The 23,917-nt window shown below is 37.8% G+C and carries 23 protein-coding genes and 1 pseudogene; 10 read left to right on the plus strand and 14 right to left on the minus strand.

The genetic code is table 11. The features are described 5' to 3' along the window. The first annotated feature begins 191 nt into the window (after window positions 1-191). A complete protein-coding gene (locus ACFQZ1_RS12205) occupies window positions 192-743 on the plus strand; it encodes a DUF2777 domain-containing protein (RefSeq protein ID WP_377882440.1) in 552 nt (183 codons plus the stop codon). A gap of 51 nt (window positions 744-794) precedes the next feature. Here ACFQZ1_RS12205 and ACFQZ1_RS12210 read toward each other — a convergent pair whose 3' ends face one another. Continuing rightward, a complete protein-coding gene (locus ACFQZ1_RS12210) occupies window positions 795-1,148 on the minus strand; it encodes a YisL family protein (RefSeq protein ID WP_377882441.1) in 354 nt (117 codons plus the stop codon). Window positions 1,149-1,301: 153 nt separating this feature from the next. On the opposite strand from ACFQZ1_RS12210, the gene ACFQZ1_RS12215 reads away from it, so the two are divergent. Next, a complete protein-coding gene (locus ACFQZ1_RS12215) occupies window positions 1,302-2,492 on the plus strand; it encodes an ornithine--oxo-acid transaminase (RefSeq protein ID WP_377882442.1) in 1,191 nt (396 codons plus the stop codon). Window positions 2,493-2,529: 37 nt separating this feature from the next. Here ACFQZ1_RS12215 and ACFQZ1_RS12220 read toward each other — a convergent pair whose 3' ends face one another. Beyond that, window positions 2,530-3,021 carry an HXXEE domain-containing protein gene (locus ACFQZ1_RS12220; protein WP_377882444.1) on the minus strand — a complete coding sequence of 164 codons (492 nt, stop codon included), beginning with the start codon at window positions 3,019-3,021 and terminating at the stop codon, window positions 2,530-2,532. Next, window positions 3,011-3,910, minus strand: coding sequence for a fumarylacetoacetate hydrolase family protein (locus ACFQZ1_RS12225; RefSeq protein WP_377882445.1), 900 nt, complete (start codon window positions 3,908-3,910; stop codon window positions 3,011-3,013). Before ACFQZ1_RS12225 ends, ACFQZ1_RS12220 begins: the two co-directional genes overlap by 11 nt. A gap of 241 nt (window positions 3,911-4,151) precedes the next feature. Here ACFQZ1_RS12225 and ACFQZ1_RS12230 point away from each other — a divergent pair, with 241 nt between their 5' ends. From ACFQZ1_RS12230 to ACFQZ1_RS12260, 7 genes are all read left to right on the plus strand, one after another. Continuing rightward, window positions 4,152-4,331, plus strand: coding sequence for an aspartyl-phosphate phosphatase Spo0E family protein (locus tag ACFQZ1_RS12230; RefSeq protein ID WP_377882446.1), 180 nt, complete (start codon window positions 4,152-4,154; stop codon window positions 4,329-4,331). A gap of 137 nt (window positions 4,332-4,468) precedes the next feature. Next, the gene (locus ACFQZ1_RS12235; protein ID WP_377882447.1) at window positions 4,469-4,690 is read left to right on the plus strand and encodes a spore germination protein; all 222 of its coding nucleotides are present in this window, start codon (window positions 4,469-4,471) and stop codon (window positions 4,688-4,690) included. A 15-nt stretch (window positions 4,691-4,705) separates the two neighbouring features. Further along, window positions 4,706-4,915, plus strand: coding sequence for a spore germination protein GerPB (locus ACFQZ1_RS12240; RefSeq protein WP_377882448.1), 210 nt, complete (start codon window positions 4,706-4,708; stop codon window positions 4,913-4,915). 61 nt (window positions 4,916-4,976) lie between these two features. After that, the gene (gerPC, locus tag ACFQZ1_RS12245; RefSeq protein ID WP_377882449.1) at window positions 4,977-5,591 is read left to right on the plus strand and encodes a spore germination protein GerPC; all 615 of its coding nucleotides are present in this window, start codon (window positions 4,977-4,979) and stop codon (window positions 5,589-5,591) included. Window positions 5,592-5,597: 6 nt separating this feature from the next. Beyond that, a complete protein-coding gene (locus ACFQZ1_RS12250) occupies window positions 5,598-5,792 on the plus strand; it encodes a spore gernimation protein GerPD (protein ID WP_377882450.1) in 195 nt (64 codons plus the stop codon). Between the two features lie 12 nt (window positions 5,793-5,804). Continuing rightward, entirely contained in the window at window positions 5,805-6,191 is a 387-nt protein-coding gene (locus ACFQZ1_RS12255; RefSeq protein ID WP_377882451.1) for a spore germination protein GerPE, read from the plus strand. 41 nt (window positions 6,192-6,232) lie between these two features. Further along, window positions 6,233-6,448: a spore germination protein gene (locus ACFQZ1_RS12260; protein WP_336483561.1), complete on the plus strand. Its 216-nt coding sequence runs from the start codon at window positions 6,233-6,235 to the stop codon at window positions 6,446-6,448. Between the two features lie 110 nt (window positions 6,449-6,558). Here the strand turns inward: ACFQZ1_RS12260 and addA are convergent, their stop codons facing one another. The 11 genes and pseudogenes from addA to ACFQZ1_RS12315 form a co-directional block, all read right to left on the minus strand. Then, window positions 6,559-10,281, minus strand: a complete 3,723-nt coding sequence (addA, locus tag ACFQZ1_RS12265) for a helicase-exonuclease AddAB subunit AddA (protein WP_377882452.1) — start codon at window positions 10,279-10,281, stop codon at window positions 6,559-6,561. Beyond that, window positions 10,278-13,787 carry a helicase-exonuclease AddAB subunit AddB gene (gene addB, locus ACFQZ1_RS12270; protein ID WP_377882453.1) on the minus strand — a complete coding sequence of 1,170 codons (3,510 nt, stop codon included), beginning with the start codon at window positions 13,785-13,787 and terminating at the stop codon, window positions 10,278-10,280. The genes addA and addB overlap by 4 nt, the downstream gene beginning before the upstream one ends. A 72-nt stretch (window positions 13,788-13,859) precedes the next feature. Beyond that, the gene (gene lepB / locus ACFQZ1_RS12275; RefSeq protein WP_377882455.1) at window positions 13,860-14,423 is read right to left on the minus strand and encodes a signal peptidase I; all 564 of its coding nucleotides are present in this window, start codon (window positions 14,421-14,423) and stop codon (window positions 13,860-13,862) included. A 53-nt stretch (window positions 14,424-14,476) separates the two neighbouring features. Then, window positions 14,477-15,076, minus strand: a complete 600-nt coding sequence (locus ACFQZ1_RS12280; RefSeq protein ID WP_377882456.1) for a TVP38/TMEM64 family protein — start codon at window positions 15,074-15,076, stop codon at window positions 14,477-14,479. A gap of 303 nt (window positions 15,077-15,379) precedes the next feature. Further along, window positions 15,380-15,580: a cold-shock protein gene (locus ACFQZ1_RS12285; RefSeq protein ID WP_377882457.1), complete on the minus strand. Its 201-nt coding sequence runs from the start codon at window positions 15,578-15,580 to the stop codon at window positions 15,380-15,382. A gap of 591 nt (window positions 15,581-16,171) precedes the next feature. Next, a complete protein-coding gene (locus ACFQZ1_RS12290) occupies window positions 16,172-16,765 on the minus strand; it encodes a competence protein ComK (RefSeq protein WP_377882458.1) in 594 nt (197 codons plus the stop codon). A gap of 332 nt (window positions 16,766-17,097) precedes the next feature. After that, window positions 17,098-18,375, minus strand: a complete 1,278-nt coding sequence (gene aceA, locus ACFQZ1_RS12295; protein ID WP_377882459.1) for an isocitrate lyase — start codon at window positions 18,373-18,375, stop codon at window positions 17,098-17,100. Window positions 18,376-18,399: 24 nt separating this feature from the next. Then, entirely contained in the window at window positions 18,400-19,989 is a 1,590-nt protein-coding gene (gene aceB, locus ACFQZ1_RS12300) for a malate synthase A (protein ID WP_377882460.1), read from the minus strand. Between the two features lie 475 nt (window positions 19,990-20,464). After that, window positions 20,465-21,370, minus strand: a pseudogene (locus ACFQZ1_RS12305) (anti-sigma factor domain-containing protein); the annotation flags it as partial. Next, entirely contained in the window at window positions 21,363-22,085 is a 723-nt protein-coding gene (gene sigI, locus ACFQZ1_RS12310; RefSeq protein ID WP_377882462.1) for an RNA polymerase sigma factor SigI, read from the minus strand. The pseudogene ACFQZ1_RS12305 and the gene sigI, both read right to left, overlap by 8 nt. A 75-nt stretch (window positions 22,086-22,160) precedes the next feature. Beyond that, the gene (locus ACFQZ1_RS12315) at window positions 22,161-23,402 is read right to left on the minus strand and encodes a DUF5667 domain-containing protein (protein WP_377882463.1); all 1,242 of its coding nucleotides are present in this window, start codon (window positions 23,400-23,402) and stop codon (window positions 22,161-22,163) included. A 194-nt stretch (window positions 23,403-23,596) separates the two neighbouring features. Here ACFQZ1_RS12315 and ACFQZ1_RS12320 point away from each other — a divergent pair, with 194 nt between their 5' ends. After that, complete coding sequence (locus ACFQZ1_RS12320; RefSeq protein WP_377882464.1) at window positions 23,597-23,812, plus strand: spore germination protein; 216 nt, start codon at window positions 23,597-23,599, stop codon at window positions 23,810-23,812. Window positions 23,813-23,917 lie beyond the last annotated feature (105 nt).

Consider the following 23,917-nt stretch of genomic DNA (forward strand, 5'->3'; position numbering starts at 1 on the left):
ACGAGTGGAGTTGACACGGGTACCTGATGGTACAACCCCTCTATTCCATCAACAAGCGCCTTTTGAACTACTTTTTTCAATCATTCGATTTGGATGCAAAAACTTTTTATAAATTGCCGATTTTTGGATAAAGTTAGACCGAACTGTCTATAACAAGAATAGAAGCTTCTATAAAAAAGGAGGACGTAGGAATGAAACAGCGTAAACATATTTTGTATAGCCAACCGCGTGCTCATACAATTGGAAATGTTGAATATATAAACGATGAATGGATATTTTTCGATGAAGAAAGCGACGAAGCTTTTTTATTAGAAGATATGGTTGCAGATGGCTTTGAAGTTTTATATAACAATAATTGGTTACCTGCTCGTTTTTATGAACATAGTATTTTACAAGTAGCAGATGAACATCATCCGTTGCAAAACGGTGAAACGATTCGTATCCGAAAAAAGTTAATGATGAGCTATCATGAGTGGTTAGAAGAACTTCCCGATGCATCCTTCGCACTTATAACAGAGATGTTACAATCACTAGGCTATTCTTTATACGACTGCATATATTCCCATAATTTTTTATCCTTTCAGCCAAAAGACCAGCCATGCGAAGGAGTTAATTTTCTTTTATTTGATAATGAAGAAATGATTTGTTCTCTTCATCACCATTATGTCCGTTATTCTACACAAAATAAGGATATATTTAAAATTGTAAAAGCAGACGGGAATGAACTGCATATTGGCAATTAACAATAAAAGCACGTTATCTCGCTTATATACCGGGATAACGTGCTTTTTTGTTTAAGCAAACGGCGAAAACCCTAGTGGTAATCGTAAACCAAGATATAACACAACTAACAACACAATAACAAATTGAGCCCAAAACGCCCCTGTTGATTTCCCTTTGCTTGCTTTCACAAGAACCATTTCCATCGCTGCAATTACCCAAATACCACCGAGCATTTTAATTCCATACATCATAGGCATCCAGTGAACATCTTTGTAAATTAATAATCCTGTTGCAATAATCAAGATATACAGCAAACGAACCACCATGTGCATTGCTTTTGCTTGTTTTCCATTCTTATACATCGAATACGCTACAAAAAACAAAATAATCCCGAGCGTCCATGATGTAATATGCATATGTATCATATAAGTCTCTTCCTCCTCTTTTTACACATTTTTTCACTTTATATGATACCACGTCCATTTCTTTTCAGGAAACATTTAGCTTTTTTCACGTTTAAATGATATAATATTTAGAGTATTTACAAACTTCTTGTAAAAACAAAAGGGGGAACTAGCATGATTCAAACAAAAGACATTATCGAATTAACAGAAACTTACGGAGCAAATAACTACCATCCACTACCGATTGTAATTGCGAAAGCAGAGGGTGTTTGGGTAGAAGATCCAGAAGGCAACCGTTATATGGACATGCTTAGTGCATATTCTGCAGTAAACCAAGGTCATCGTCATCCAAAAATTATTCAAGCGCTTATCGACCAAGCCGGGCGTGTAACATTAACATCACGTGCATTCCACAGTGATCAATTAGGTCCTTGGTATGAAAAAGTAGCGAAATTAACTAATAAAGAAATGGTACTACCAATGAATACAGGTGCTGAAGCTGTTGAAACCGCTATCAAAGCAGCTAGACGCTGGGCATACGATGTGAAAAAAGTTGAAGACAACAAAGCAGAGATTATTGTATGTGTTGATAACTTCCACGGCCGTACAATGGGTGCAGTATCTATGTCATCCAACCCAGAATATAAACGCGGATTCGGACCAATGCTTCCAGGTATTGTTGTAATTCCTTACGGCGACATCGAAGCATTAAAAGAAGCTATCACACCAAATACAGCTGCATTTATTTTAGAACCAATCCAAGGCGAAGCTGGTATTAACATTCCACCAGCAGGTTTCTTACAAGCAGCATACAATGCATGTAAAGAAGAAAATGTATTATTTATTGCAGATGAAATTCAAACAGGCTTAGGCCGTACTGGAAAATTGTTCGCATGCGATTGGGACAATGTTAGTCCTGATATGTATATCCTTGGAAAAGCATTAGGCGGCGGTGTGTTCCCAATTTCTTGCGTTGCTGCAAGCCGCGAAATTTTAGGTGTATTTGAGCCAGGTTCTCACGGTTCTACGTTCGGTGGTAACCCACTAGCTTGTGCAGTTTCTCTTGCTTCTCTAGACGTACTAGTAGAAGAAAAATTAACAGAGCGCTCTTTACAATTAGGAGAAAAGCTGTTAAATCAATTGCGTGAAATTGACAATCCAATGATCACAGAAGTCCGCGGAAGAGGATTGTTTATCGGAATCGAATTAAATGAACCAGCACGTCCTTACTGTGAACAATTAAAAGCAGCTGGCTTACTATGTAAAGAAACACATGAAAATGTAATCCGCATCGCTCCGCCTCTTGTTATTTCTGAAGAGGATTTACAATGGGCGTTCGAAAAAATTAAAGCAGTATTATCTTAATAAAAAAAGGTTGTCTCTTCAGAGACAACCTTTTTTACTATACAATAGTCCTAACTATATACAGCAGACCAGCTATGATAGGAAACATGAGTAATATACCGATAATACATGATACCCACACATGCTTCCATTTCCACCAGCCAACTACATTTCCTTTCCAAAACAAAAACAATGAAAAAGGAATGATTAAAAAGAAGGCTGTACCAAGTCCAGGTACATATCCCCTCTTCAAGATTGCCCCTACAAGATGAACAATCCCGTTCATAAAAATCATTGCCTGCGTAAACAATACCGCATATAACGTTATCTTCTTTAAAAACATATTGTGTATAAGCACAATCGCACATACAAAAACAGTTAGTATAAGTAATGCTATAAAAAAATGCTCCTGTTGTAATGCATTCTCTTCCATCTGAATGGGTTGTAAATACTTTATTTCTGGAAAAAAATAATACTCTTCTGCATTATGCATAGCAAAAAAAGTAGGAATCAGCCAGAAATAAGGAGAGCGCGATATATTATTTGACATGATTACAGAGCGTTCCAACATGTTCGACTGTTATAACAACTTCATCACCAGCATGTAAAAAACGTGGTGGTTGAAATCCCTTTCCAACCCCCGCTGGTGTTCCAGTCGCAATAATATCTCCTGGCTCTAACGTCATTCCTCTACTTACAATTGATATAATTTCTTCAATCGAAAACATCATATTTGCCGTTGTAGAAGATTGACGTACTTCCCCGTTCACCTTCGTTTCAATATGAAGCGCATTCGGATTAGTAATCATTGAGTGATGCACAATAGCAGGTCCCATTGGACAAAACGTGTCAAAGCTTTTTCCAAGAAAAAATTGCTTATGCTTCTTTTGAATATCCCGAGCTGTAACATCATTTATAACTGTATAACCAAACACATGATCAAGAGCTTTTTCCTTCGGGATTTCCTTTCCACGCTTTCCAATCACAATGGCGAGCTCCCCCTCATAATCAAGTTCGCTCGTAGCATGCGGATGACTATTAATTTTATCACCATCACCAATTACAGTTGTTGGAGCCTTTGTAAAAATAACAATATTTTCCGGAACTGCTTCCGCTCCGTCCATTTCGATTGCATGCTCACGATAATTTTTTCCAACACAAAGAATATTTTTTCTTGGCCTTGGAACAGGAGCCAATAACTTAACTTCCGATAATGGATAATAGGCATCCTTGCAATTTGCTTTCGCCCATTCGACAATCTCAATTACTTTTGTAATAAAAGATTCTCCCTGGTCGATACACTCTAGCATTGTAATGGGAATCGTAACTTTTTCTCCTTTTTTCCTCTGTGCTTCTCTGACATGCAACACTGTTTGTGATGTGTCATCTACAACACCAACAAACACTTTTTCATCTGTTTTTACTGTCACAAACCGCATATTTCCACACCCCATCTTCAAACTCGTACTGTAATTGTATTCGTACCTACTAATGAAAATCCTCCTTAAAATATTTTTAATTTACAATATTCTTTCTATTTTTCGTGCAATTAAAATGTTTTTTTGCCAAAATATGTAGAATCCCTTCTTCTTTTAGCGAATGTGTTTCTTTTTTATGGGAAGTTTGTATAATATGTACTAAAGATACTCTTAAAATCTATAAGGAGACGGAGCCGATTCTATGTTTGAGCAAGCGATTGAAAAAAAACGAGAAAAAATGAAATACTTGGCCAAACGTTATGGAATGACATCTCAAAAAACAGTTAGCTGTAGCCAAGAGCTGGACAGGCTCTTAAATGTTATATTATTCATACAAATAGATGATGTGCCAACTCAAAATACAAACGTGCACTCCCGCTGAGTGTACGTTTTTTATTTTTAAATAACAGACACATATTTGCCCAAACGCCCATACAATAATAGGGTAAAACTCTGATCATAGAAATTCGGTCTACAAAGAGAAAAATACAAAAATTTTTATCATGAAGGGTGTTTTCTATGCCTGCAATGGTTGGACACATTAATATTGTTAATATCGGATCGAGCGGTGTATTGCATATTGGAGATGTATTTGCCATTCGTCCCATTAGTTATTCTCGTGCATTTGCAGGAGCAGGTTCTTTTAATGTTGGAGAAAATGTATCAATATACAATTACGAAAACACAACAAATGTAAATGATTCTGATGTAATCGATCAGCCAATTACTGCTACTTATTAAAGGGGGGAATAAAAATTGAAACTGTATGTACATCAAAGTATTATTATTAACAACATAAAAATAGATAACCTTACAACTTCAGCCGTCTTTCAAATTGGAAGTGCCGGCAGTATTAAAACATTGTCGAAATTCTCTAATACAGGTGGATTTACACAACCAACCCCGCCGCTAACAGCTCCAGGACAAATTATTTCTATTTCCCCTCCCCCTCCTAGTTCTTCTTAACGTACTAATATCATAGACATATACCAATATACCCTCCAGGTTGAAAAGGAGGCTTCTAGCAGTGAGTCAAGATCTATATACTTATTTACAGCAAATGCAACAATTCATTCAACAACAACAGGAAAAAATAAATGCTTTAGAAACACAACTAGCGCAGCTAACAGAGCAAATAGAAGAACTGAAACAGCGGCCATCCTCTTCAATTGGGAAAGTCGAATACAAATTTGATCAACTAAAAGTCGAAAATTTAAATGGCACATTAAATATCGGTTTAAATCCATTTACGAGCAAAGGGGAAGTTATTGAAGACTTTAATGTTGAAACTGAAACATTAAAGGTAAACCCTGAAACCCAAGTAAATCCCGATTTTTATCAAGACATCATTCAAGAAGTGCAGCGCTATTTAGACGAAGAAGCGTATAGTCGCATTCTTCATTTTGAACAGGAAGAACGAACACCTCTCGATGATATGTACCGGCAAATGATGATTGATGATATAAAGCAACAAATGGAACATCGTCTCCCATACTATTTATCTCAAGTACAGCCACATCCAGAAATTACATCTAATCCACAATATATGAAAGATGTCATTATTCGAGCAATGAAACAAGATATTGATAAAGCATTTCTTTCCTTTATTCAGCATATACCGCGTAACTTTCGAAAGGAGTAAATGCATATGAATTTTACTGTTATTAATCACGAAATCAAAGTAGGTAACATTAAATCCCTTGGGGTATCTTCGTCTGCTTTATTCTTAATTGGCGATGCAAATCTCATTATTTCATCTTCTATTTTAGATACACCATTTGAATCTGTTACAGGAGGCCCGTTTGTACCACTCGTAACTGCTGTACCTTCCACTCCTAGATAAGGAGGACTGGTTATGTTTCGACATATTTCCGTTGTCCATCAGCCCACTGTCATCACGCTAGGACTTGCTTCTGTTGTTCAAATTGGCGATACAAACCAAATGGAATTAAAAAATAGAACAATTGTTGTTCAACGCGAAATCCCTTACTTTTTGGCCCAAGAAGGAAGATGGGAAGCGTATACAATATTTACTGATGACGAAATCACAATTCCAACTCGTATAAATGAGGTAAACATGAATGTCATTAACATAAATCCCTTTATCGAAGTAAACTGCATTGATATTGAAAGTATGCTTAACTCTTCTTGTCTTCACATTGGATCTATTGATTATGTATTTTCAAACTCGCGCATTTTACAGATTCGACACTTTGTTACAGAAGAACCTTCTGGAAAATAAATCATATAGTACCATAAAAGGAATTTGAAGTAGGTGAAAACATGCCGTCCATCGTTGGGAACTTAGTCGTTCAAAATAGTAACGGTTCTTTCAACTTAGGAGACTTCTATAATGTATCTCCGAAAGAAAATACGAAAGCTTATAATGGATCCGGTTCATCAAATGTTGCTTTTGTCCTTAATACATTTAACGGTGTAAGTGGTACAAATACATTTGATTCAGATGTAGCTGACCAAGATCAAATCGGAACAGCATAAAGTGAAACTTCCATCAGTGGGGGTTTTAGCGGGGTAACGAAAAAACGGAGGGAATTCCCTCCGTTTTTTCGTTATTTAATCAAGTCCACGCTTATATATTTGCGACACACTTATTTTACTTGCAATACGTGGCTACCATCAAAGAAGTATAAATATGTTTCTTTTACTGATTGATGCAAACTTTTCTCTAGTGCTTTACGATAAAGTTTCAGCTGCACTTTGTATCGTTCTTCTAATGTTGATTTCGCTTGTTCAAATCCACCTGGGAAGCGGCCTTCAATTGTATCTGTTTTAAAATCAATTAAAACGATACCATCCTCTTCTTCAATCATACAATCAATAACCCCTTGAACAAGAATCGATTCATCTTGCTCATCTTTCCAATCTTGGTATGCTTCCTCTGCTGATAACATCATCGTAAACGGTACTTCGCGCTCTACATGCTTTGCAGCTAGCATTCGTTTCCCTAATTCTGTTTCAAAAAATGCAACAATCTTTTCCGGTGCTATTTCTTCTGCTTGTTCAAATGTTAAGAGCTCTTTATTTACCATTTCAGCAATTTGCTCTTGAAGGGCTTCAATTGTTATTGCTTTTGCTAAGTTTACGTGCTGCATAACGGTATGCACAGCCGTCCCTCGCTCTGCATACGTGAGCCCTTTCTTCTCCATAAAACGCGGACGCGTTTCAATTGGTGCACGAACTCGTTTTATAAACGCCGTATCACTACCTTCTTGCGCCTGATAGTTTCGTTTAATTTCCGTAACAGATTGCTTTGCGCGGTGCGCTGCTGCATCTTGGAATCCGTACTGCCATGTTAATCTTTCATATACTTCGTCTTTTTGCTCACTACACAGAGAAACTGATTTTTGTTCCCTGAGCGCTTCTAATAGCTCTTGCTTTTCTTCCTTCATTGCCTCTGGCGCTTGTAATCCCGCTCCGTCAACTGCTTCTACTTTCCAGTTCGTTTCATACTCATATATATCAGTTGGAATACTTCCTTGACCTACCTCGAGAAGCATATCACCATCTCTATGTCTGCATAACGATGGTCCAATCCAATCTAAATAACAAGTTGCCCCGGCACGTACATAATCCGGCAATAACCAGTCTGTATGCTCACGTGCATCAAGCCACTTTTGCATTTCTTTTTCTTTATCTTTTACTGTCCCAATTAAAATAAGCTTTTCTTTTGCACGCGTTAAAGCTACATATAAGACGCGCATTTCTTCAGCAATAAGCTCCATTTTCATTTTGCGCTTAATCGCTAGCTGCGATAATGTCGTATATTTAATGCGCTTTTTCGGATCAATAAATTGCGAGCCAAATCCGAAATCTTTATGCAACAAGAAGCGCTTCATTAAATCTTGTGTATTGAAGCGTCTTCCAAGCCCTGCCACAAATACAACCGGAAACTCCAATCCCTTACTTTTATGAATGGTCATAATACGAACAACATCCTCTTGTTCTCCAAGAGCACGTGCTGTTCCCATATCATCACCGCGTTCTAAAATACGTTCAATAAAACGTAAGAAGCGGAATAAACCACGAAATGAAGTTGCCTCATATTGGCGGGCACGATCATATAACACGCGAAGGTTTGCCTGGCGCTGTTTACCAGCAGGAAGACCACCCACAAAGTCATAATAACCCGTTTCACGATACACTTTCCAAATTAAATCCGAAAGCGACTGCTGACGCGCAAATTCACGCCACTCTTGTAAATGCTCGTAAAACCATGATAGTTTTTCATGCAATTCTTTCTCTTCCTGAAGCGGTGCTCCTTGCAAGAATGAGCGCATCACTTCATAAAAGGAGCCCTTTTTCCCGTGAGCACGCAGCATCGCCAAATCTTCGTCTGTTAATCCAACAATTGGCGAACGAAGCACAGCTGCTAACGGAATATCTTGCGCTGGATTATCAATGACGCGAAATAGGTTCATCATTACATTCACTTCTGTCGCTTCAAAATAACCAGTCGCAAGCTCTGCATAAACCGGAATACCTTGCTGTTTTAACTCTTCCATAATTTGCGGCGCCCATGGCATAGAGCGCAATAAAATAACAAAATCACGATACGTAACGGGACGCATGCCGTTTGTTTTTCGGTCATATACTTCATAACCTGAATCGACCATTGCTTTTATTCTTTGCGCAATGAGGCGTGCTTCTAATTGCGCCTTTTCTAATTCCACACCTTCCTCTTCATCCACTGCTGTGCTATCAGACTGATGAATAAATAACAACTCTGCCGATGTATCCGCTCCTTCTGGATAGCTCGCTCCAAGCTTCAATTCAGCGTCTTCATCATAATCAATTTCCCCGACAGCCTCGCCCATAATTTGTTTAAAAATAAAGTTTGTCCCTGCTAATACTTCATGACGACTGCGGAAATTTTTTGCTAAATCAATTTTCATACCGCCATCTATACCTTCAGATGTAAAACGTTTATATTTCCCTAAAAATAGTCCTGGCTCTGCTAAACGGAAGCGATATATGGATTGTTTTACATCACCGACCATAAATAAATTGCCGTCTTGCTCAGAGTCTTTTGTTACTAATTTAATAATGGATTCTTGTACAAAGTTTGTGTCTTGATATTCATCGACAAGCACTTCTGCGAATTTATTGCGATATTGCCACGCAACTGGTGATGGGCGCATCTCTCCCTCATCCGTATGCTCACTTAAAATTTGTAAGCAAAAATGCTCTAAATCCGTAAAATCAACCATTCCTTTATCGCGCTTTATCGCTTGGAACTGTTCTGTAAATACTTTTACAAGATCAACAAGCTTTTGCAGTACAGGGTGCATATCTTGAAAATCGCGTAAAAAACTTTCTGGACTACGGCTAAATAATTCTTCATGCAGTTTCTTTACTTCATCCTTCGCTTTATTACGTAAAGAATCAACTTGCTTCACAATCTCTTCATTATAATCACTCTTTTTAATACGCTTTAACGTTTGCCAAGAAGCAGTTTGCATTGCTTCATATGTGCTTGTCCAAGATTCACAAGCTGCCTCGGACAAGTTCTGAAGCAATAAGAGATCTGCTTGCAGCGTTTCAACGCGCGGTGCTGGGCCGTCTGGTAACATCGCAAGTTCAATCGCTTTTTCTATATATTGCTTTGCCGTTTGCAGCTGAGTCTTTACATCCTCTAATAAATACGAGACATACATTAAATCTTCAATTGTTTTTCCTTCTATGTTATATGCTGCAACTAGTTTATCAAGCCAACCGTTTGGGTCCGGATGCGCTCTTGACTCTGTATGGAGCGCCAAAATCATACGCTGCAGATCATCGTCACTACGATCACTCGTATAACGATCGACAAGTTCAAAAAACAATTCATTTTCCTGCATACCATACTCTGCTTCTAATATGTCATCCAGTACTTCTTCTTTTAATAATTCATTCTCCGTCTGATTCGCAATGCGAAAACGCGGGTCAACATCGAGCATATAATAATACGTTCGAATCACTTGTAAACAGAAAGAATGGATTGTCGAAATCGATGCCCTATTCAGAAGACTGAGCTGCTTTCGAATATGGGGTGAAGCCGGATCATCGATTAATACTTTTTCTAAAGCTTCACCAATTCGGTTTTTCATCTCTTGCGCTGCTGCATTTGTAAATGTCACAACAAGCAGGCGGTCAACGTCAACTGGATTGTCCTCTCGAATCATTTTACGAATTATGCGTTCAACAAGTACCGCTGTTTTTCCCGACCCAGCTGCCGCTGCAACTAAAATATCACGCTCATCAGCGACGATTGCTTTCCACTGATCATCGGTCCACTGACTTCCTTCTGGTTTTGCTGGCCAAGTTTGTGTCATGACTGGGTCTCCTCTCTCATTTTCTCTAACGCTTCACTATCTTTCATATCTTGTAATGCTCTGTATTTGTTATCTTCTAACGACTCATCAAATTGACAAACAGAGCGGAAATTACAAAACGTACATGCTGTTTTATTCCCCATTTTATACGGTGCAATATCGATTACACCTTCTGTAATATCCGTCCCGATATTTTCAAATGTACGATGTACGTATTTTTGCAGTACATCAAATTCTTGTTCACTCGCAATATCAGAACGTGCGCTAAAGCTTCCATCTTTTTTCAGGCCAGCTGAAATAATATTAGAGCTTCCTGTCGTTAATGTGTTATCCATTAATCGAACAACATCAGCATCTCCAAGGACAAGCCCCTTCATTTTAAACTTCTTTAAAATCTCTTGCTCAATTTCAATGTCTGATACGTCACCCTTCATTTCAACGATTGGGTTATGAATATGGAAATAAAGAACCCCTGCAGGATTTGCAGTTCCGCCTTGTTTCATCCATTTGCCTGCGTTTGTTGTAACAACATCTAAATACGTAAGCATCTGCAGTGCTAAACCGTAATATACTTCCGTTAAATCTAGCTTTTTAGCACTTGATTTATAATCAATAATACGTAAAAACGTTCCGGTTTCATCTTCTGCTTTATCAACGCGGTCAATTCGCCCGACTACTTCCATTTTTACACCATTTGATAGTTCAAATTTCATAGGCGGCAACGAATTTGTTCCACCCATACCAAATCCTACTTCTAAATCAACAGGCACAAAGCCGCTTGACTTTGCATGCTCTCTTAGCACGAGTGAAGTACGGAAAATAATTTGCTGCAATTTATGCTTTAAATAATGATGACGGTTCGAGCTTAATAAAATTTGACGCTGCAGAAGCGGTGCTAACTCTTCAATCACTGTGACAGAAAGATATTCACACTCTTTTATTGTTAAATCAGCCCAAGTACGCTTTTCCTTCAATAGCTTATCAGCAATTTTTTTCAAGGCTGCATGGAACAATTCCCCAATATCTGGTGCATCTAATTTAAAAATATCACGTTCTTTCAAAGATAATCCATGCTGCGCAAAATGTGCATACGAACAGCGATTAAAGAGTTCCATACGTGATACGCTGCCTTTAATTTTGTCACCATACAACTCTTTACTTATAGCATTACTTAACTTACGCGCTCTATTTCGGTAAAACAAACTGGATAACACACGGCTGCTCTTCTGTTTCCATTCTGGTGACGTAACATAAAAATTGTATACATCCCACCAGAAAGAAAGATTCCCTTCAAAACCGTATCTTTTCCAATTTTGCAATTGCTGCGTTAAATACGAAAGTGTCACTTCTGGCGTTGCCACATATGAAATTTGCTCACGAGATGACAGATCATTTACATCATTCGTTAAAAATACTTCAGCAGCAGAAGGAAACATTCTTTTCATTCTCTTTATGAAACTAGATGCTAACAACGTCTTCCCTTCTTCATCTGCAAGCGGACAAGAAATATATAACTTCTCTGATGCTCTAGTAACCGTTTGATAAATGACAAATTGTTCATCTAACAGCTTTTGCCGCGCTGTTGGTGCAAGTTCTATTCCTGCTGAAACAAGTACTTCTCTTTCTTCATCGGATAACACACCATCATCTGATGGCGCAGCTGGAATAACCCCTTCGTTTGCTCCAATCATAAATGCCGCCCTGATGTTAGAAAGACGAGAACGGTCAATATTTGCAATTAAAACTTGATCTAAAGACGGCGGAATATTAGCAAACTGAAGTGATTCTAGTCCTGTCGTCATAACGTTTACAAACATAGAAAGTGACATCTTCTCTTCTCCAAGCATTTCAACGCACGTATCCAGAAGCGTAATCACTTGTTCCCACACTTGGTCATGATCATTCGCAAATAAGAAGTTTCCTTCTTCTTCTGCTCGCAAACGTAAATCTTCTAATTTTTTTGGAACGTCTAGCTCTTCTAAAAATAGATAGACTGCTTCGCACATGCTCATTGTCGTTGCTGCGCGTTTTAATCGCTTTTGCAAACGAATAATAGGTGTGCGAACAATCTCACGAAGACGATTAATTTTCTCTTCCGTTTCTCGTTCACTATCTGTTTGGCCGCCATGTATACCATCTAATGAGCGATAACGACGGTATGTCCACGGTTCTTCCGAAGTCCAACGTTTCCCTTGCACCCCATATGCTAAACAGTAGTTTTCAAATTCATCCATTTCATCACGTATTCTTGATTTATTTACATCTAACGGGTACAACAGTTCGGTTTTCACACAGCGAAATACCGCATCGTAACGCCAATTCCCGCTGATGACTTCTAACGCTGAACGAATCAACTCAATTAATGGATGATGAAGCATCGGGCGTTTTTCATCAATAAAGAATGGGATATTATAATCAACAAACAACGTCTTGATCATATCGTAATAGCTTTCGCCATTGCGAAGAAGAACAGCTAAATCACGATAACGATAGCCTTCTTCTGCTACTAACCTACGAATCTCACGTGCAACACCTTCTACTTCTGCACGCAAATTAGCTGCAGAATATAGCGTAATCTGTGATTCTCCTTGAAATTCTGCATACGGACGAGAATCATAATGCGCCTCTAAATGCGCAAGTGCTCTTGAAGTAAAGCGTGGTTGTTCACGCATGACAATCATATCTTCAATAACGATTTTTTCTTCCCTTGCTACTTGTTTTACTTTTTCATACGTTATAAGTGTCTGGTAAAATAAATCAAGCTCATTCGCCTTGTTTGATAACGTTTGTTCATCAAGTGTTAATGCAATTGTCATTTTTGCACCGCATCTTAATAGTTGCCTTACAATTTCTAACTCTTGTGGGGAAAGCGTATGAAACCCATCAATATAAATGATGCTATCTTTCACATACTCTGAATGTGGAAGCTTTTCAAATAAAAGCTGCATGTAATCTTCAGAATCTAAGTATTTTCCAATTAACGCTCGCTCAAAATCATCATATAGAAGCTGCAAGTCATACATTTTATTTGCTAACAATTTCTGCTCATTCCCGCTGCTATGAGCGTCTAACTCTTGCCACATCGCATACACATTTGACGGTGTTAAATTGTAGCGTTTGAATTCAGCAATCATACTGCCAAGTTGTTCAAAAAAGCCGTTTTGCTCTGCTGCTTTTTGGAAGACATATAACTCTTCTTTACGCGCCTCCACAATTTTACGAAGCAACATATGAACACCAGACTCATCAATATGAAGGCGACTTGCTCCGCCCACTTCCTGCAGCACCTTCCACGCTAAACGAGAAAAACTAAACACTTGCGCACGAATGGAGCCGCTCACATCTCCATTAATTAATGCTTGCTGCGTTTGGAATGTCATCTGTTCTGGCACAAGATATAAAATGGTTTCACCTTTTGGACGATATTGGAGCTCCTGTTGTACTTCTTGCAAGCATTGTGTACTCTTTCCACTCCCAGCTCGTCCTAAAATAAATCGAAGTGACATGTAAACCCGCCTTTCTGTAAATGAACCTCTATCAACATATATCCGAAAAAGAAGGTAATCCGAAATCTCGAATTACCCCTTAGAGAAATTTGTTTGTACTTCACTGATTGGCCAATAGCGCAAATCAACTTTTCCAACAACTTGTTCTATTTTTACAAATCCGAAATGACGACTATCCCAACTTCCTAAACGATTATCTCCAAGCACAAAGATAAACCCTTGCGGAACAACCTTTTCGTCCGTTAACTCTTCTAGAGTAAAATCGCCTGTTAGCTGTCGTCCATGAATTTGCTTTTTATATACATCTAAATACGGTTCTTCAATAAATTGTCCATTAATATATAGTTTATCATGTTTATATGAAATTTTGTCACCTGGAAGACCGATAATTCGCTTCACATAATCTTCCTGTTTATTTGCGTGAAAGACAACAACATCAAAGCGGTTTAACTCACCAAACTGATAACCAACTTTGTTCACAATCAGCATGTTACCATCTTGGAGTGTGGGCATCATCGATTTTCCTTCCACAACATACGTTGCAAAGAAAAAAGTGCGAAAAAATATAGCCAATAAAATACCTATAAAAATGGTTCTCATCCACTCTATGCTTTCTTTTTTCCACTTTCGCTTCATCATGCCACATCCCTTTCCTTTTTCTATAACAGGGGTGCGCTCACTTACGAAGTCTAATCTCTGCTTAGTTCAAGCTTTACTTCAATTTTCTTTCCAACATACCATAAAATAAAAATAACACCAAGTACGATAACTGTTTTTACTGGATTATGCATAAAAGAAGCAAGATCATGCCCAACGTAACTTAGCACGAAAATCATCACAAGCTTACCAAGAGAAAGCGCTAAAATAAACTGTCGTTTGCTAATACGCGATAATCCCGCTACAACATTAATAAGTGCTGATGGTGTAAACGGAAAACAAAATAATAAAAAGATTGGTGCGAACCCTTTTCGCTCAATCCATGTCATCGCACTGCGAACCCGCGGATGCTTATTTACAAAAGCAAAAAAACGACTTCTGCCAAAACGACGAATGATAAAAAACACAAGCAATGCCCCTATACATGAACCGAGCCATGAATAAAAAAAGCCGAGCCATAATCCAAAGGCAACTGCATTTGCCATCACAAATAAAAAAAGCGGCAAAGCGGGAATAAACGCTTCAATCATCGGAAGACCGATCCCAATTAACGGACCAAATGCTTGGTAGCTTTCTAACAAATGTTTCATATTTTCTATTGTGAAATGTTCTTTAATTGTTTGAAAATCCATTCTACTATATACCCCTTTACCTTACTCTAACGAATAGTAACATTTTTTTCTAAATTAGGAGGATGTTATACTTCCTGTAAGGACCCAATTGGTGTGAACTTTCTATATAAAGAGAAAACATTCATAAAAATTCCATTTTATCTTTTCCTTTTATTACTTTATCATTATTGGGCAATAAGGGGAAATAACATATGTGACAACTAGATATATATTTATTTTCCATATTTTCAAGGAAAAATCCTGTTTTAAATAACAAAAAAGGATGACAAATGTCATCCTTTTTCACACTACGCATCAATAAGATTATAGTTTTACAACGTTTTTAGCTTGAGGTCCACGGTTACCTTCTTCTACTTCGAAGCTAACTTTTTGGCCTTCTTCTAAAGATTTGAAACCTTCAGTTGTGATAGCAGAGAAATGTACGAATACATCGTTTTCGCCTGGAACTTCGATGAAACCGAAACCTTTTTCATTGTTAAACCATTTTACTTGACCTGTTTTCATAATAACTTCCTCCTAGGAAATAAATATATTTTGTAGTTTCTACAACATAAAAAAAGAATCCATACATTATCAAATGCGAAACAGAACACATACACAATTTCCTCGCTAGTTTCACGGCACTTGATAATATATGGATTGCTTGATTTAGGTATTCAACTATATATTGACTATACCATACTTAAAAGGAATGTACAACATAATTTGCAAGAACAAGAAAATCATCTCACATACTCGATTTTCAAAACCATCATTATCAATGCTGTAATCTTACAGAGTTAAAATGATTAACGCAACGACTAATGCAACATCTATTTCTAACCCTGTAACGATTACTCCATACGCAAAATACTAATGAAATATTACATCACTACTAGTAAATACAAGTTGAAAAGCCCACCTAAAAGCACCTTTCTTTTTAGGTGGGTAAAAACATCTAGCCATGTATAGAAGCATTCAGGACCTTTTCCTGCCACATGCAAGGGTAAAAAAAGAGCAGGCGATGTTTTGTTCTGCATCGCAACGACTTATATACAGGAAAGTTAAAATAGATTTATATAGTCATTTTCTTAGTAGCAATTTTCACGAACCACATTATTCCATATATAATTGATCTTCTTTTTTTATAAGATACATTTTCTCATATGCTGGTTTTAACTCTAAAACCTCATTCTGATTGACAAGTAAAAATTTCGGCTCTGCTTGTTTTCTTTTTCTATCTTCAAATTCTGCACGCAGCTGTGCAGTTCTATTTCTCTGATTTTCAAAGCTGTTTTTAGATACTTCTAGTTTAATTGTCTGACCATTTATGAATTCAATGAGAATATTTCCGTGTGGAAGTTTTGTCACACTTTCGATATGAAAATGAGATAACCAGGCACATTCTTTGCGAGAATAAGAAAACGTGGGGAAGAAATAAATATGATCTGTGGGACTGATTGCAATCGGTGCTTTATGCGTAAAACCTGTGTATTCTTTCGTGCCGTCTTTCCGTCCGCCAAAGCTAGCTCCATATTGACGACAGCTTTGCTCCACAATCTCAAGTGGTTTTTGGTACACAAAAAACTCATCACTTTCCTCAATCACACGCGTCACAATTCGTTTATCTTTCATAACAATTGGAAGTAGTGCAATCGTTTTTAAATTAATAATGTACTGTGATGTATATTTTTCAGCTTCACTTGTCATCCTTTTTCGCTCCTTTTTCCATTCTTAGATAATTTCATATAATTACCTGCATGGATAATTGTACCATTTTATAACAAGAATAAACGATATTTTCAATTTTTTTACATTTTCTTATCAATAAATTAAAATTTCCTTCTATACATCTGTATGAATATCTCTAATCAAATCTAATATTCTTCCTATATAAAATAAAATTACCTTATGTAAAATTTCACATTCTCCCATTTTGAAAAATTTGTAACATAAAGTGAAACTTCCCTCAGTGGGGGTCTTACTGCCCGCGAATAGCGGGATAAGAAAAAGCCAGCTCGAAGGCTGACTCTTTCTTACTGTTATCGCGTAAACTGCTCCTCTTCTGTAGATCCTTTCAATGCTGTTGTTGATGAAGTTCCGCCTGTAATTACTTGTGCTACTTCATCAAAGTATCCTGTACCAACCTCGCGTTGATGACGTGTTGCAGAATAGCCGTACTCTTCTGCTGCAAATTCGGCTTGTTGCATCTCTGAGTAAGCTGCCATGCCTCGCTCTTTATATCCGCGTGCTAGTTCAAACATACCGTAGTTCAAAGCATGGAAACCAGCAAGCGTTACAAATTGGAATTTATATCCGTAATTTGCAATTTCTTTTTGGAAGTTTGCAATTGTTTCATCGTCTAATTTTTTCTTCCAGTTAAAAGACGGTGAACAGTTATAAGCTAATAGTTTACCAGGGAATTTTTCATGAATCGCTTCTGCAAAGCGCTTCGCATCTTCTAAATTCGGCTCGGATGTTTCACACCATACAAGATCTGCATACGGTGCGTATGCTAAGCCGCGCGCAATCGCCTGATCAAGTCCAGCCTTCGTGCGGAAGAATCCTTCAGGTGTTCTTTCCCCTGTAATAAACGGTTTATCAACAGGATCAATATCACTTGTAATGAGATCGGCTGCATCCGCATCCGTTCTTGCAATAATTAGCGTTGGTACCCCCATTACATCTGCCGCAAGACGTGCTGATACTAAATTGCGCACTGCCGTTTGCGTTGGCAGTAATACTTTTCCGCCTAAATGACCGCATTTCTTTTCAGAAGAAAGTTGATCTTCAAAGTGAACACCAGACGCTCCTGCTTCAATCATTCCTTTCATAAGTTCAAATACATTAAGCTGTCCGCCAAAGCCAGCTTCTGCATCAGCAACTATTGGTACGAGGTAATCAATATCACCGCTGCCTTCCATATGCTGAATTTGATCAGCACGCTGCAATGTTTGATTAATACGCTTTACAACCGCCGGCACACTATTTGCTGGGTACAAGCTTTGATCTGGGTACATTTGACCCGCTACATTTGCATCTGCCGCTACTTGCCAGCCGCTTAAATAAATTGCTTTCAAACCTGCCTTTACTTGCTGCATTGCCTGATTCCCAGTTAATGCACCTAATGCATGAATATAATCTTCACTATGAAGAGAATTCCAAAGCTTTTCTGCACCAAGGCGTGCTAGCGTATATTCAATATCAATCGATCCGCGCAAACGAATAACATCTTCTGCAGAATACGGACGTGTAACTCCCTTCCAGCGTTTATCAAGCTCCCAGTTCTCTTGTAATTGTTGTACTCTTTCATTTACCATTTCTTCCATCCCCTTTTTTTCAATTTATAAAATTTCATAACCCGGCAACGTTAAAAAGGACTCGAATTCATTATTCATAATAAGACTAGTAAATAGCTTTGTAGCTTCTATAAATCTTTCTTTTTCAAAACGATCGCTGCCAATCTCCTGCTCTATTTTTGCTAACTCTTCTGCTTTAAACTGTTCTACTAATGCAAACGTAATTTTTCGTCCATCTTCTAATTTTCCTTTCTCATGACGAATCCATTGCCACACTTGCGCACGTGAAATTTCGGCTGTCGCCGCATCTTCCATTAAGTTATAAATTGGTGCTGCACCTCTTCCGCTTAGCCACGATGCAATATATTGAATCCCGACGCTAATATTTGTACGAAGGCCAGCCTCTGTAATCGTTCCCATTGGAACTTCTAATAAGTCTTGTTCATTTATACTAATTTCTTCTCGTTTTCGATATATTTGATTTGGTGTTTTCATAATGCGATCAAATACTTCCATCGCTACAGGTACAAGTCCCGGATGGGCAACCCAAGTGCCATCATGTCCATCACACGCCTCACGCTCTTTATCAGCACGCACTTTCTCAAATGCTGCTTCATTCGCTGCCGAATCGTTCTTAATTGGAATTTGCGCTGCCATCCCACCAATTGCTGGTGCATTGCGACGATGACACGTTTGAATCACACGCAAACAATAAGCTCGCATAAACGGAACACTCATCGTTACCTGCGCCCTGTCCGGAAGTAGGAACTGTTTATGGCTGCGGAAAGTTTTTAAGAAACTAAAAATATAATCCCAACGTCCGCAATTTAGTCCTGCTGAATGATCACGAAGCTCATATAAAATTTCATCCATCTCAAATGAAGCATGAATCGTTTCTAACAGTGCGGTTGCTTTAATCGTTCCATTTGGAATACCAATGTACTTTTGTGCATATACGAACACATCATTCCATAGTCTTGCTTCTAAGTAACTTTCCATTTTCGGTAAGTAAAAGTATGGACCGCTTCCTTTTTTAATTAACGCCTTTGCATTATGAAAAAAGAACAACCCAAAATCTAATAAGCTGCCTGATATTTCTTCGCCATCTATTAACACATGCTTTTCTTGTAAATGCCAACCGCGCGGACGCACCATTAGTACAGCTGTTTGTTCATTAAGACGATACTCTTTTCCATTTGGATTGTTATATGAAATCGTTCCCTTAACTGCATCTCGTAAATTTATTTGTCCTTCAATTGCATTTTGCCATGTCGGTGCATTCGAATCTTCGAAGTCTGCCATAAATATACGTGCCCCTGAATTTAGAGCATTTATAACCATCTTGCGATCAACCGGCCCTGTAATTTCTACGCGGCGGTCTTGTAAGTCATTCGGAAGCGGTGCAACAGTCCAATCCTTCGCCCGAACATGTGCAGTTTCCTCTAAAAAGTGTAAGGACTCCCCTGCATCTATTCTTCTTTGCTTTTCCACCCGCTTCTGTAGTAATTCTTTACGACGTCCGTTGAACTTCTCATGCAACTCTTTTATAAACGTGAGTGCTTCTGGTGTCAAAATCTCCAAATACGCCGGTAATACTTCTCCAACGAGTGTAACCCGTGAAGTCTGTGTCGACATATTAGCATCTCCTTTTTAAACTGTTTTATAACAGATTTAATTTTTATGTTTATATTATATAACAAAAAATCAGAAAGGGAAGGAATTTTTTGAATATTTTAACAGTATTTAAAAATTGGTTTATCCTTACATATCACATTAAATGAAAACTCCCACCTTAAACTAGGTTACGTCCCGCACGTTTTGAAGATGGAGTTTTATTTCTCATTTTTACATAAAAAAAAGCATAAGGTGTACAATACCCTATGCTTTTGAAATATTCTATAGATTTTTCTTTCTCCTCATGTTTTAGAGCAGAAACTTATTCGTCTCCTTTTCCATGGCCTTTATCTTCTTGTTTATGCCCTTTTTCTTCTTTTTTCTGCTCTTTTTCATAGTTTTTCTGTTCTTTTTTTTGCTCTTTTTCATAGTCTTTCTGCTCTTTTTGCTGCTCTTTGTCCCCTTTTTTCTGTTCCTTATATTCTTTTTTCTGTTCTTTATCGTTGTTTTCTTCCTGATGCCCATTATTTCTGTTTGATTGCTGGGCTTGCTGTTGTTGGAACTGCTTTTGTTCTTTTTGCCGTTGTTCTTTTTGCTCTTGCCCCTCATGTCTTTCTTCCTTTACAGAAGACGAATTCGATGACGAATTCGATGGTGAATTTGACGATGAATCCGGTGATGACTCTGGTTGCGAATGTATCTCCGGAGGATGTTCCTCCTGATTAGACGGCGGTGCAGGAGGAACAAGCGAGTTCTTCTTCTCATTTTCCTGCTTTATATAAACACCTGTGCTAACCCCAGCTTTTTGTGCCTTCTCCCGCATTTGCATAGTACTTTCTTGATATACGACTGTAACATGTTTTTTATCATACTCTCTCTTTAACGCTTGCATCGCCTTTTGCAACTGCGGTTCTAGCGACTTGTCCTTTGCAACAGATGTTAACATAACTTGCTTGTCATTCGTTAAATATCCATCCTCTTGGCTTTGCTTTACAATGGCACGCACCACATCCTGCAAAGGTTGATTTTTCCATCGTTTCAATTCTTTTAAAATGCGCTTTCCATCATCATTACAAGCGCGCAATTCTATAACATGAAGATCCTTTGTCACACTCGCCTCTAAACTTGGATTAATATCAACAGAGACATAAGCGAGTGCTTTTTCTTCCGGTTGGTTGTAGAAAAACAGAAACACACATAGAAAACAAGCAACAAGCAGTGATGCAGGCTTTAAGAAAGAAGGGATTGAAAAACGCGGTACTCTTTGTTCTTGCTCATTAAAAGAGACTTCTTGCCCAATCATATAAGGGTGCGATTTTCTTTTAAACGTGATAAACTCTCCGTCTGGCGTTAAAACAACTACGCTATGTTTTTGTATATCCATCACAATCCCTTTATTCATCATTTTTCTCCCCTCTTATATAATCAAGAATGTATGTATAGTTGTTTACAAAGATAATACACATTGCAATAATGTATTTTCTATGCCTCTCTAACGTTTTCCGACTTGCTCTAACACGCGGTTCAATTTGTTTAAGCGGTAATTTTTTCTTTCGGAACAGCTCTTCTATCATTTTCTCTTCTTTTATAACAATCTTTGCAATTTCTATTAAATGCTCACGCGTATCACGATGCTTTGGAGATTCCTTAGCAAGCTCTGTAAATGTGATTTTAAACTCAGCTAGCACACTTTGAAAATGAAGAATTTCCTCCTTACGGTTACTGTTTTCCATCTCTTTCATATATTCCGTAAGCGATGCCTGCATTTCTACCATTTCCTCTTGCTGGTCTTCTTTTAAAAAGACGAGATTATGCCTAGACTCCTTGCGTATATAGTCAATTACATCTCTTTTTATAAGAAGCTCAGCAAACGCTAGAAAAGATTTTCCTTTTTTATATGAATATTGTTCAATTGCTTGATTAAACGCAAACAATCCAATGCTATATTCATCATCCTGCTCCGTAATATACCTGCGGCAGACAGACGAGATTGATTTTCGAATAAAAGGCCGATACTGTGCGATAAAAGCTTCCTTATCGCCTACATTGTTTTGTATGTTAAATACTGTATCTTCTATAGCCGGTTTTTTTATGATTTTCATCATTAAACTTAACACTAGTAATCCCCCTCCCCCCTTTTGCCGCAAATGGCAAAATGGTCACTAAAGAAGTGACCATTATACCACATTTTCTTACTGCTTTTCTTTGTGCTTGTCTTCTTGCTTGTCGTGACCAACTTTTTTACCGTTGTCTTGATGATTCTCGTTTCCTTTATGATTACCGTTGTCTTGATGATTCTCGTTTCCTTGATTATCATCGTTTTCTGTTTGACCCTTTTGGTTTGATTGCTCATGCTTCTCATGGGAAACAGCCGGTTTATGTGCTGGCTGTGCCGGTTGTGCTGGGTGCGCTGGCTGTGCCGGTTGTGCTGCATGCGTTGGCTGTGCCGGTTGTGCCGGTTGTGCTGGCTGTGCCGGTTGTGCTGGCTGTGCCGGTTGCGCTGCTTGTTCTGGTTGCGCTGCTTGTTCTGGTTGTGCTGCTTGTTCTGGTTGTGCCGGTTGTTCTGGTTGTGCTGGAGTTACCTCTGTATTTTGATCTGCTTTCTTGCTTTCTTTTGCAATAGCAGCCGCTTGTTTCTCTTGTTCTTTCTCTATTTTAGCTGCAATCTTTGCAAAACTCTTCTCGATATTTTTGGCAATTGCAGCTTTTGCTTTCGGATTTTTCACTTTATCAAGCACTTTTGCTAATGCTTCGATATTATTTCCAATATGTACTTTTACTTTTTCCGCTTCGTTTTTTTCTTTGTCAGCAGGCTTTTTTGTTTTTTCTTTCTTTACATCAGTTGCTTTTTCTTCTGTTTTCTTTTCGTCAGTTGACTTTTCTGTTTCTTCTTTCTTTACATCAGTTGCTTTTTCTTCTGTTTTCTTTTCGTCAGTTAACTTTTCTGTTTCTTCTTTCTTTGCTTCAGTAGACTTCTCTGCTTCTGTTTTCTCTTTGTCAGTTGACTTTTCTGTTTCTTCTTTCTTTACATCAATTGCTTTTTCTTCTGTTTTCTCTTTGTCAGCAGGCTTTTCTGTTTTTTCATCTCCTGAAAGCTTATCTGCTTTTTCTAAGTCCTCTGCTGCTTTTTCTAATGTATCTTGTGTAAGATCATCTTTTCCCTTATCAATTAATACACCAGCTTCAGAAATTCGTTCCGCAGCTTGCTCGGACAATAGCTTTGCCTTATCTAAATCGTTTGTCGCCAGAGCCATTTTAATATCTTCTACCGTTGTTTTCACAAAATAAAAGAAATCGCCTTGTACTAAAGATGGTTTTTCTGTTTCCGTTGTTTTTACCGCGTCTTTGTTTTCAGCATACGCTGCTGTACCCATTAGAAACGGACTGCATGCCATCATAGTTACCATAGAGCCTTTTAATAATATCTTTTTCATGTATTTTTTCCTCCATTTGCTTTCTTCACTAATACATATTCGGAGGGAATGTAAATTTTATAGGGGTTAAAAAAATATTTTTTTATAAAAATAAAAAACAAATTTTCTAAAAGAACAACCTATCATTATTTTTATAAACAAACTTTTTTTCAAAATAAGCAGCATACAATAAAAATAAAAAAGAGGTGAAGAGCATGCCCGCAATTGTTGACAGCATTGTCATTTCACAATGTAAGGGGAATGTAAATTTAGGTGACCAATACAGTGTAACTCCTCGATTTGGAAATAAAGAATATCATGGTTCTGGATCATCAAATACAGCAAAAGCATTAAAAGTTTTTAATGGGGTTAGTACCGCAAATGTATTTGATAATGATCAAAGTGATCAACAAACATCATTTACACTGTAAATTAGGAATTTAAAACATAATAAGAAAACGTTAGTTGAACAAAAAGAAAGGCAATGGATATATTAGTCGTGACTAATATATCCATTGCCTTATTTATTAGTGTTT

The sequence above is a fragment of the Bacillus sp. CGMCC 1.60114 genome (genome assembly GCF_042676365.1).
Classification (GTDB): Bacteria; Bacillota; Bacilli; order Bacillales; family Bacillaceae_G; genus Bacillus_A; species Bacillus_A rhizoplanae_A.

Excerpts from the sequence above, each read along its gene's own strand:
- ACFQZ1_RS12220 (WP_377882444.1), bottom strand. The coding sequence starts at position 3,021 with ATGTCAAATAATATATCGCGCTCTCCTTATTTCTGGCTGATTCCTACT.
- addB (WP_377882453.1), bottom strand. The coding sequence starts at position 13,787 with ATGTCACTTCGATTTATTTTAGGACGAGCTGGGAGTGGAAAGAGTACA.
- ACFQZ1_RS12205 (WP_377882440.1), top strand. The coding sequence starts at position 192 with ATGAAACAGCGTAAACATATTTTGTATAGCCAACCGCGTGCTCATACA.
- aceB (WP_377882460.1), bottom strand. The coding sequence starts at position 19,989 with ATGTCGACACAGACTTCACGGGTTACACTCGTTGGAGAAGTATTACCG.
- ACFQZ1_RS12225 (WP_377882445.1), bottom strand. The coding sequence starts at position 3,910 with ATGCGGTTTGTGACAGTAAAAACAGATGAAAAAGTGTTTGTTGGTGTT.
- ACFQZ1_RS12230 (WP_377882446.1), top strand. The coding sequence starts at position 4,152 with ATGTTTGAGCAAGCGATTGAAAAAAAACGAGAAAAAATGAAATACTTG.
- ACFQZ1_RS12215 (WP_377882442.1), top strand. The coding sequence starts at position 1,302 with ATGATTCAAACAAAAGACATTATCGAATTAACAGAAACTTACGGAGCA.
- ACFQZ1_RS12285 (WP_377882457.1), bottom strand. The coding sequence starts at position 15,580 with ATGAAAACAGGTCAAGTAAAATGGTTTAACAATGAAAAAGGTTTCGGT.
- ACFQZ1_RS12315 (WP_377882463.1), bottom strand. The coding sequence starts at position 23,402 with ATGAAAAAGATATTATTAAAAGGCTCTATGGTAACTATGATGGCATGC.
- addA (WP_377882452.1), bottom strand. The coding sequence starts at position 10,281 with ATGACACAAACTTGGCCAGCAAAACCAGAAGGAAGTCAGTGGACCGAT.
- ACFQZ1_RS12255 (WP_377882451.1), top strand. The coding sequence starts at position 5,805 with ATGTTTCGACATATTTCCGTTGTCCATCAGCCCACTGTCATCACGCTA.
- lepB (WP_377882455.1), bottom strand. The coding sequence starts at position 14,423 with ATGAAGCGAAAGTGGAAAAAAGAAAGCATAGAGTGGATGAGAACCATT.
- ACFQZ1_RS12320 (WP_377882464.1), top strand. The coding sequence starts at position 23,597 with ATGCCCGCAATTGTTGACAGCATTGTCATTTCACAATGTAAGGGGAAT.
- ACFQZ1_RS12250 (WP_377882450.1), top strand. The coding sequence starts at position 5,598 with ATGAATTTTACTGTTATTAATCACGAAATCAAAGTAGGTAACATTAAA.
- ACFQZ1_RS12210 (WP_377882441.1), bottom strand. The coding sequence starts at position 1,148 with ATGATACATATGCATATTACATCATGGACGCTCGGGATTATTTTGTTT.
- ACFQZ1_RS12235 (WP_377882447.1), top strand. The coding sequence starts at position 4,469 with ATGCCTGCAATGGTTGGACACATTAATATTGTTAATATCGGATCGAGC.
- aceA (WP_377882459.1), bottom strand. The coding sequence starts at position 18,375 with ATGGTAAATGAAAGAGTACAACAATTACAAGAGAACTGGGAGCTTGAT.
- ACFQZ1_RS12280 (WP_377882456.1), bottom strand. The coding sequence starts at position 15,076 with ATGGATTTTCAAACAATTAAAGAACATTTCACAATAGAAAATATGAAA.
- ACFQZ1_RS12260 (WP_336483561.1), top strand. The coding sequence starts at position 6,233 with ATGCCGTCCATCGTTGGGAACTTAGTCGTTCAAAATAGTAACGGTTCT.
- ACFQZ1_RS12290 (WP_377882458.1), bottom strand. The coding sequence starts at position 16,765 with ATGACAAGTGAAGCTGAAAAATATACATCACAGTACATTATTAATTTA.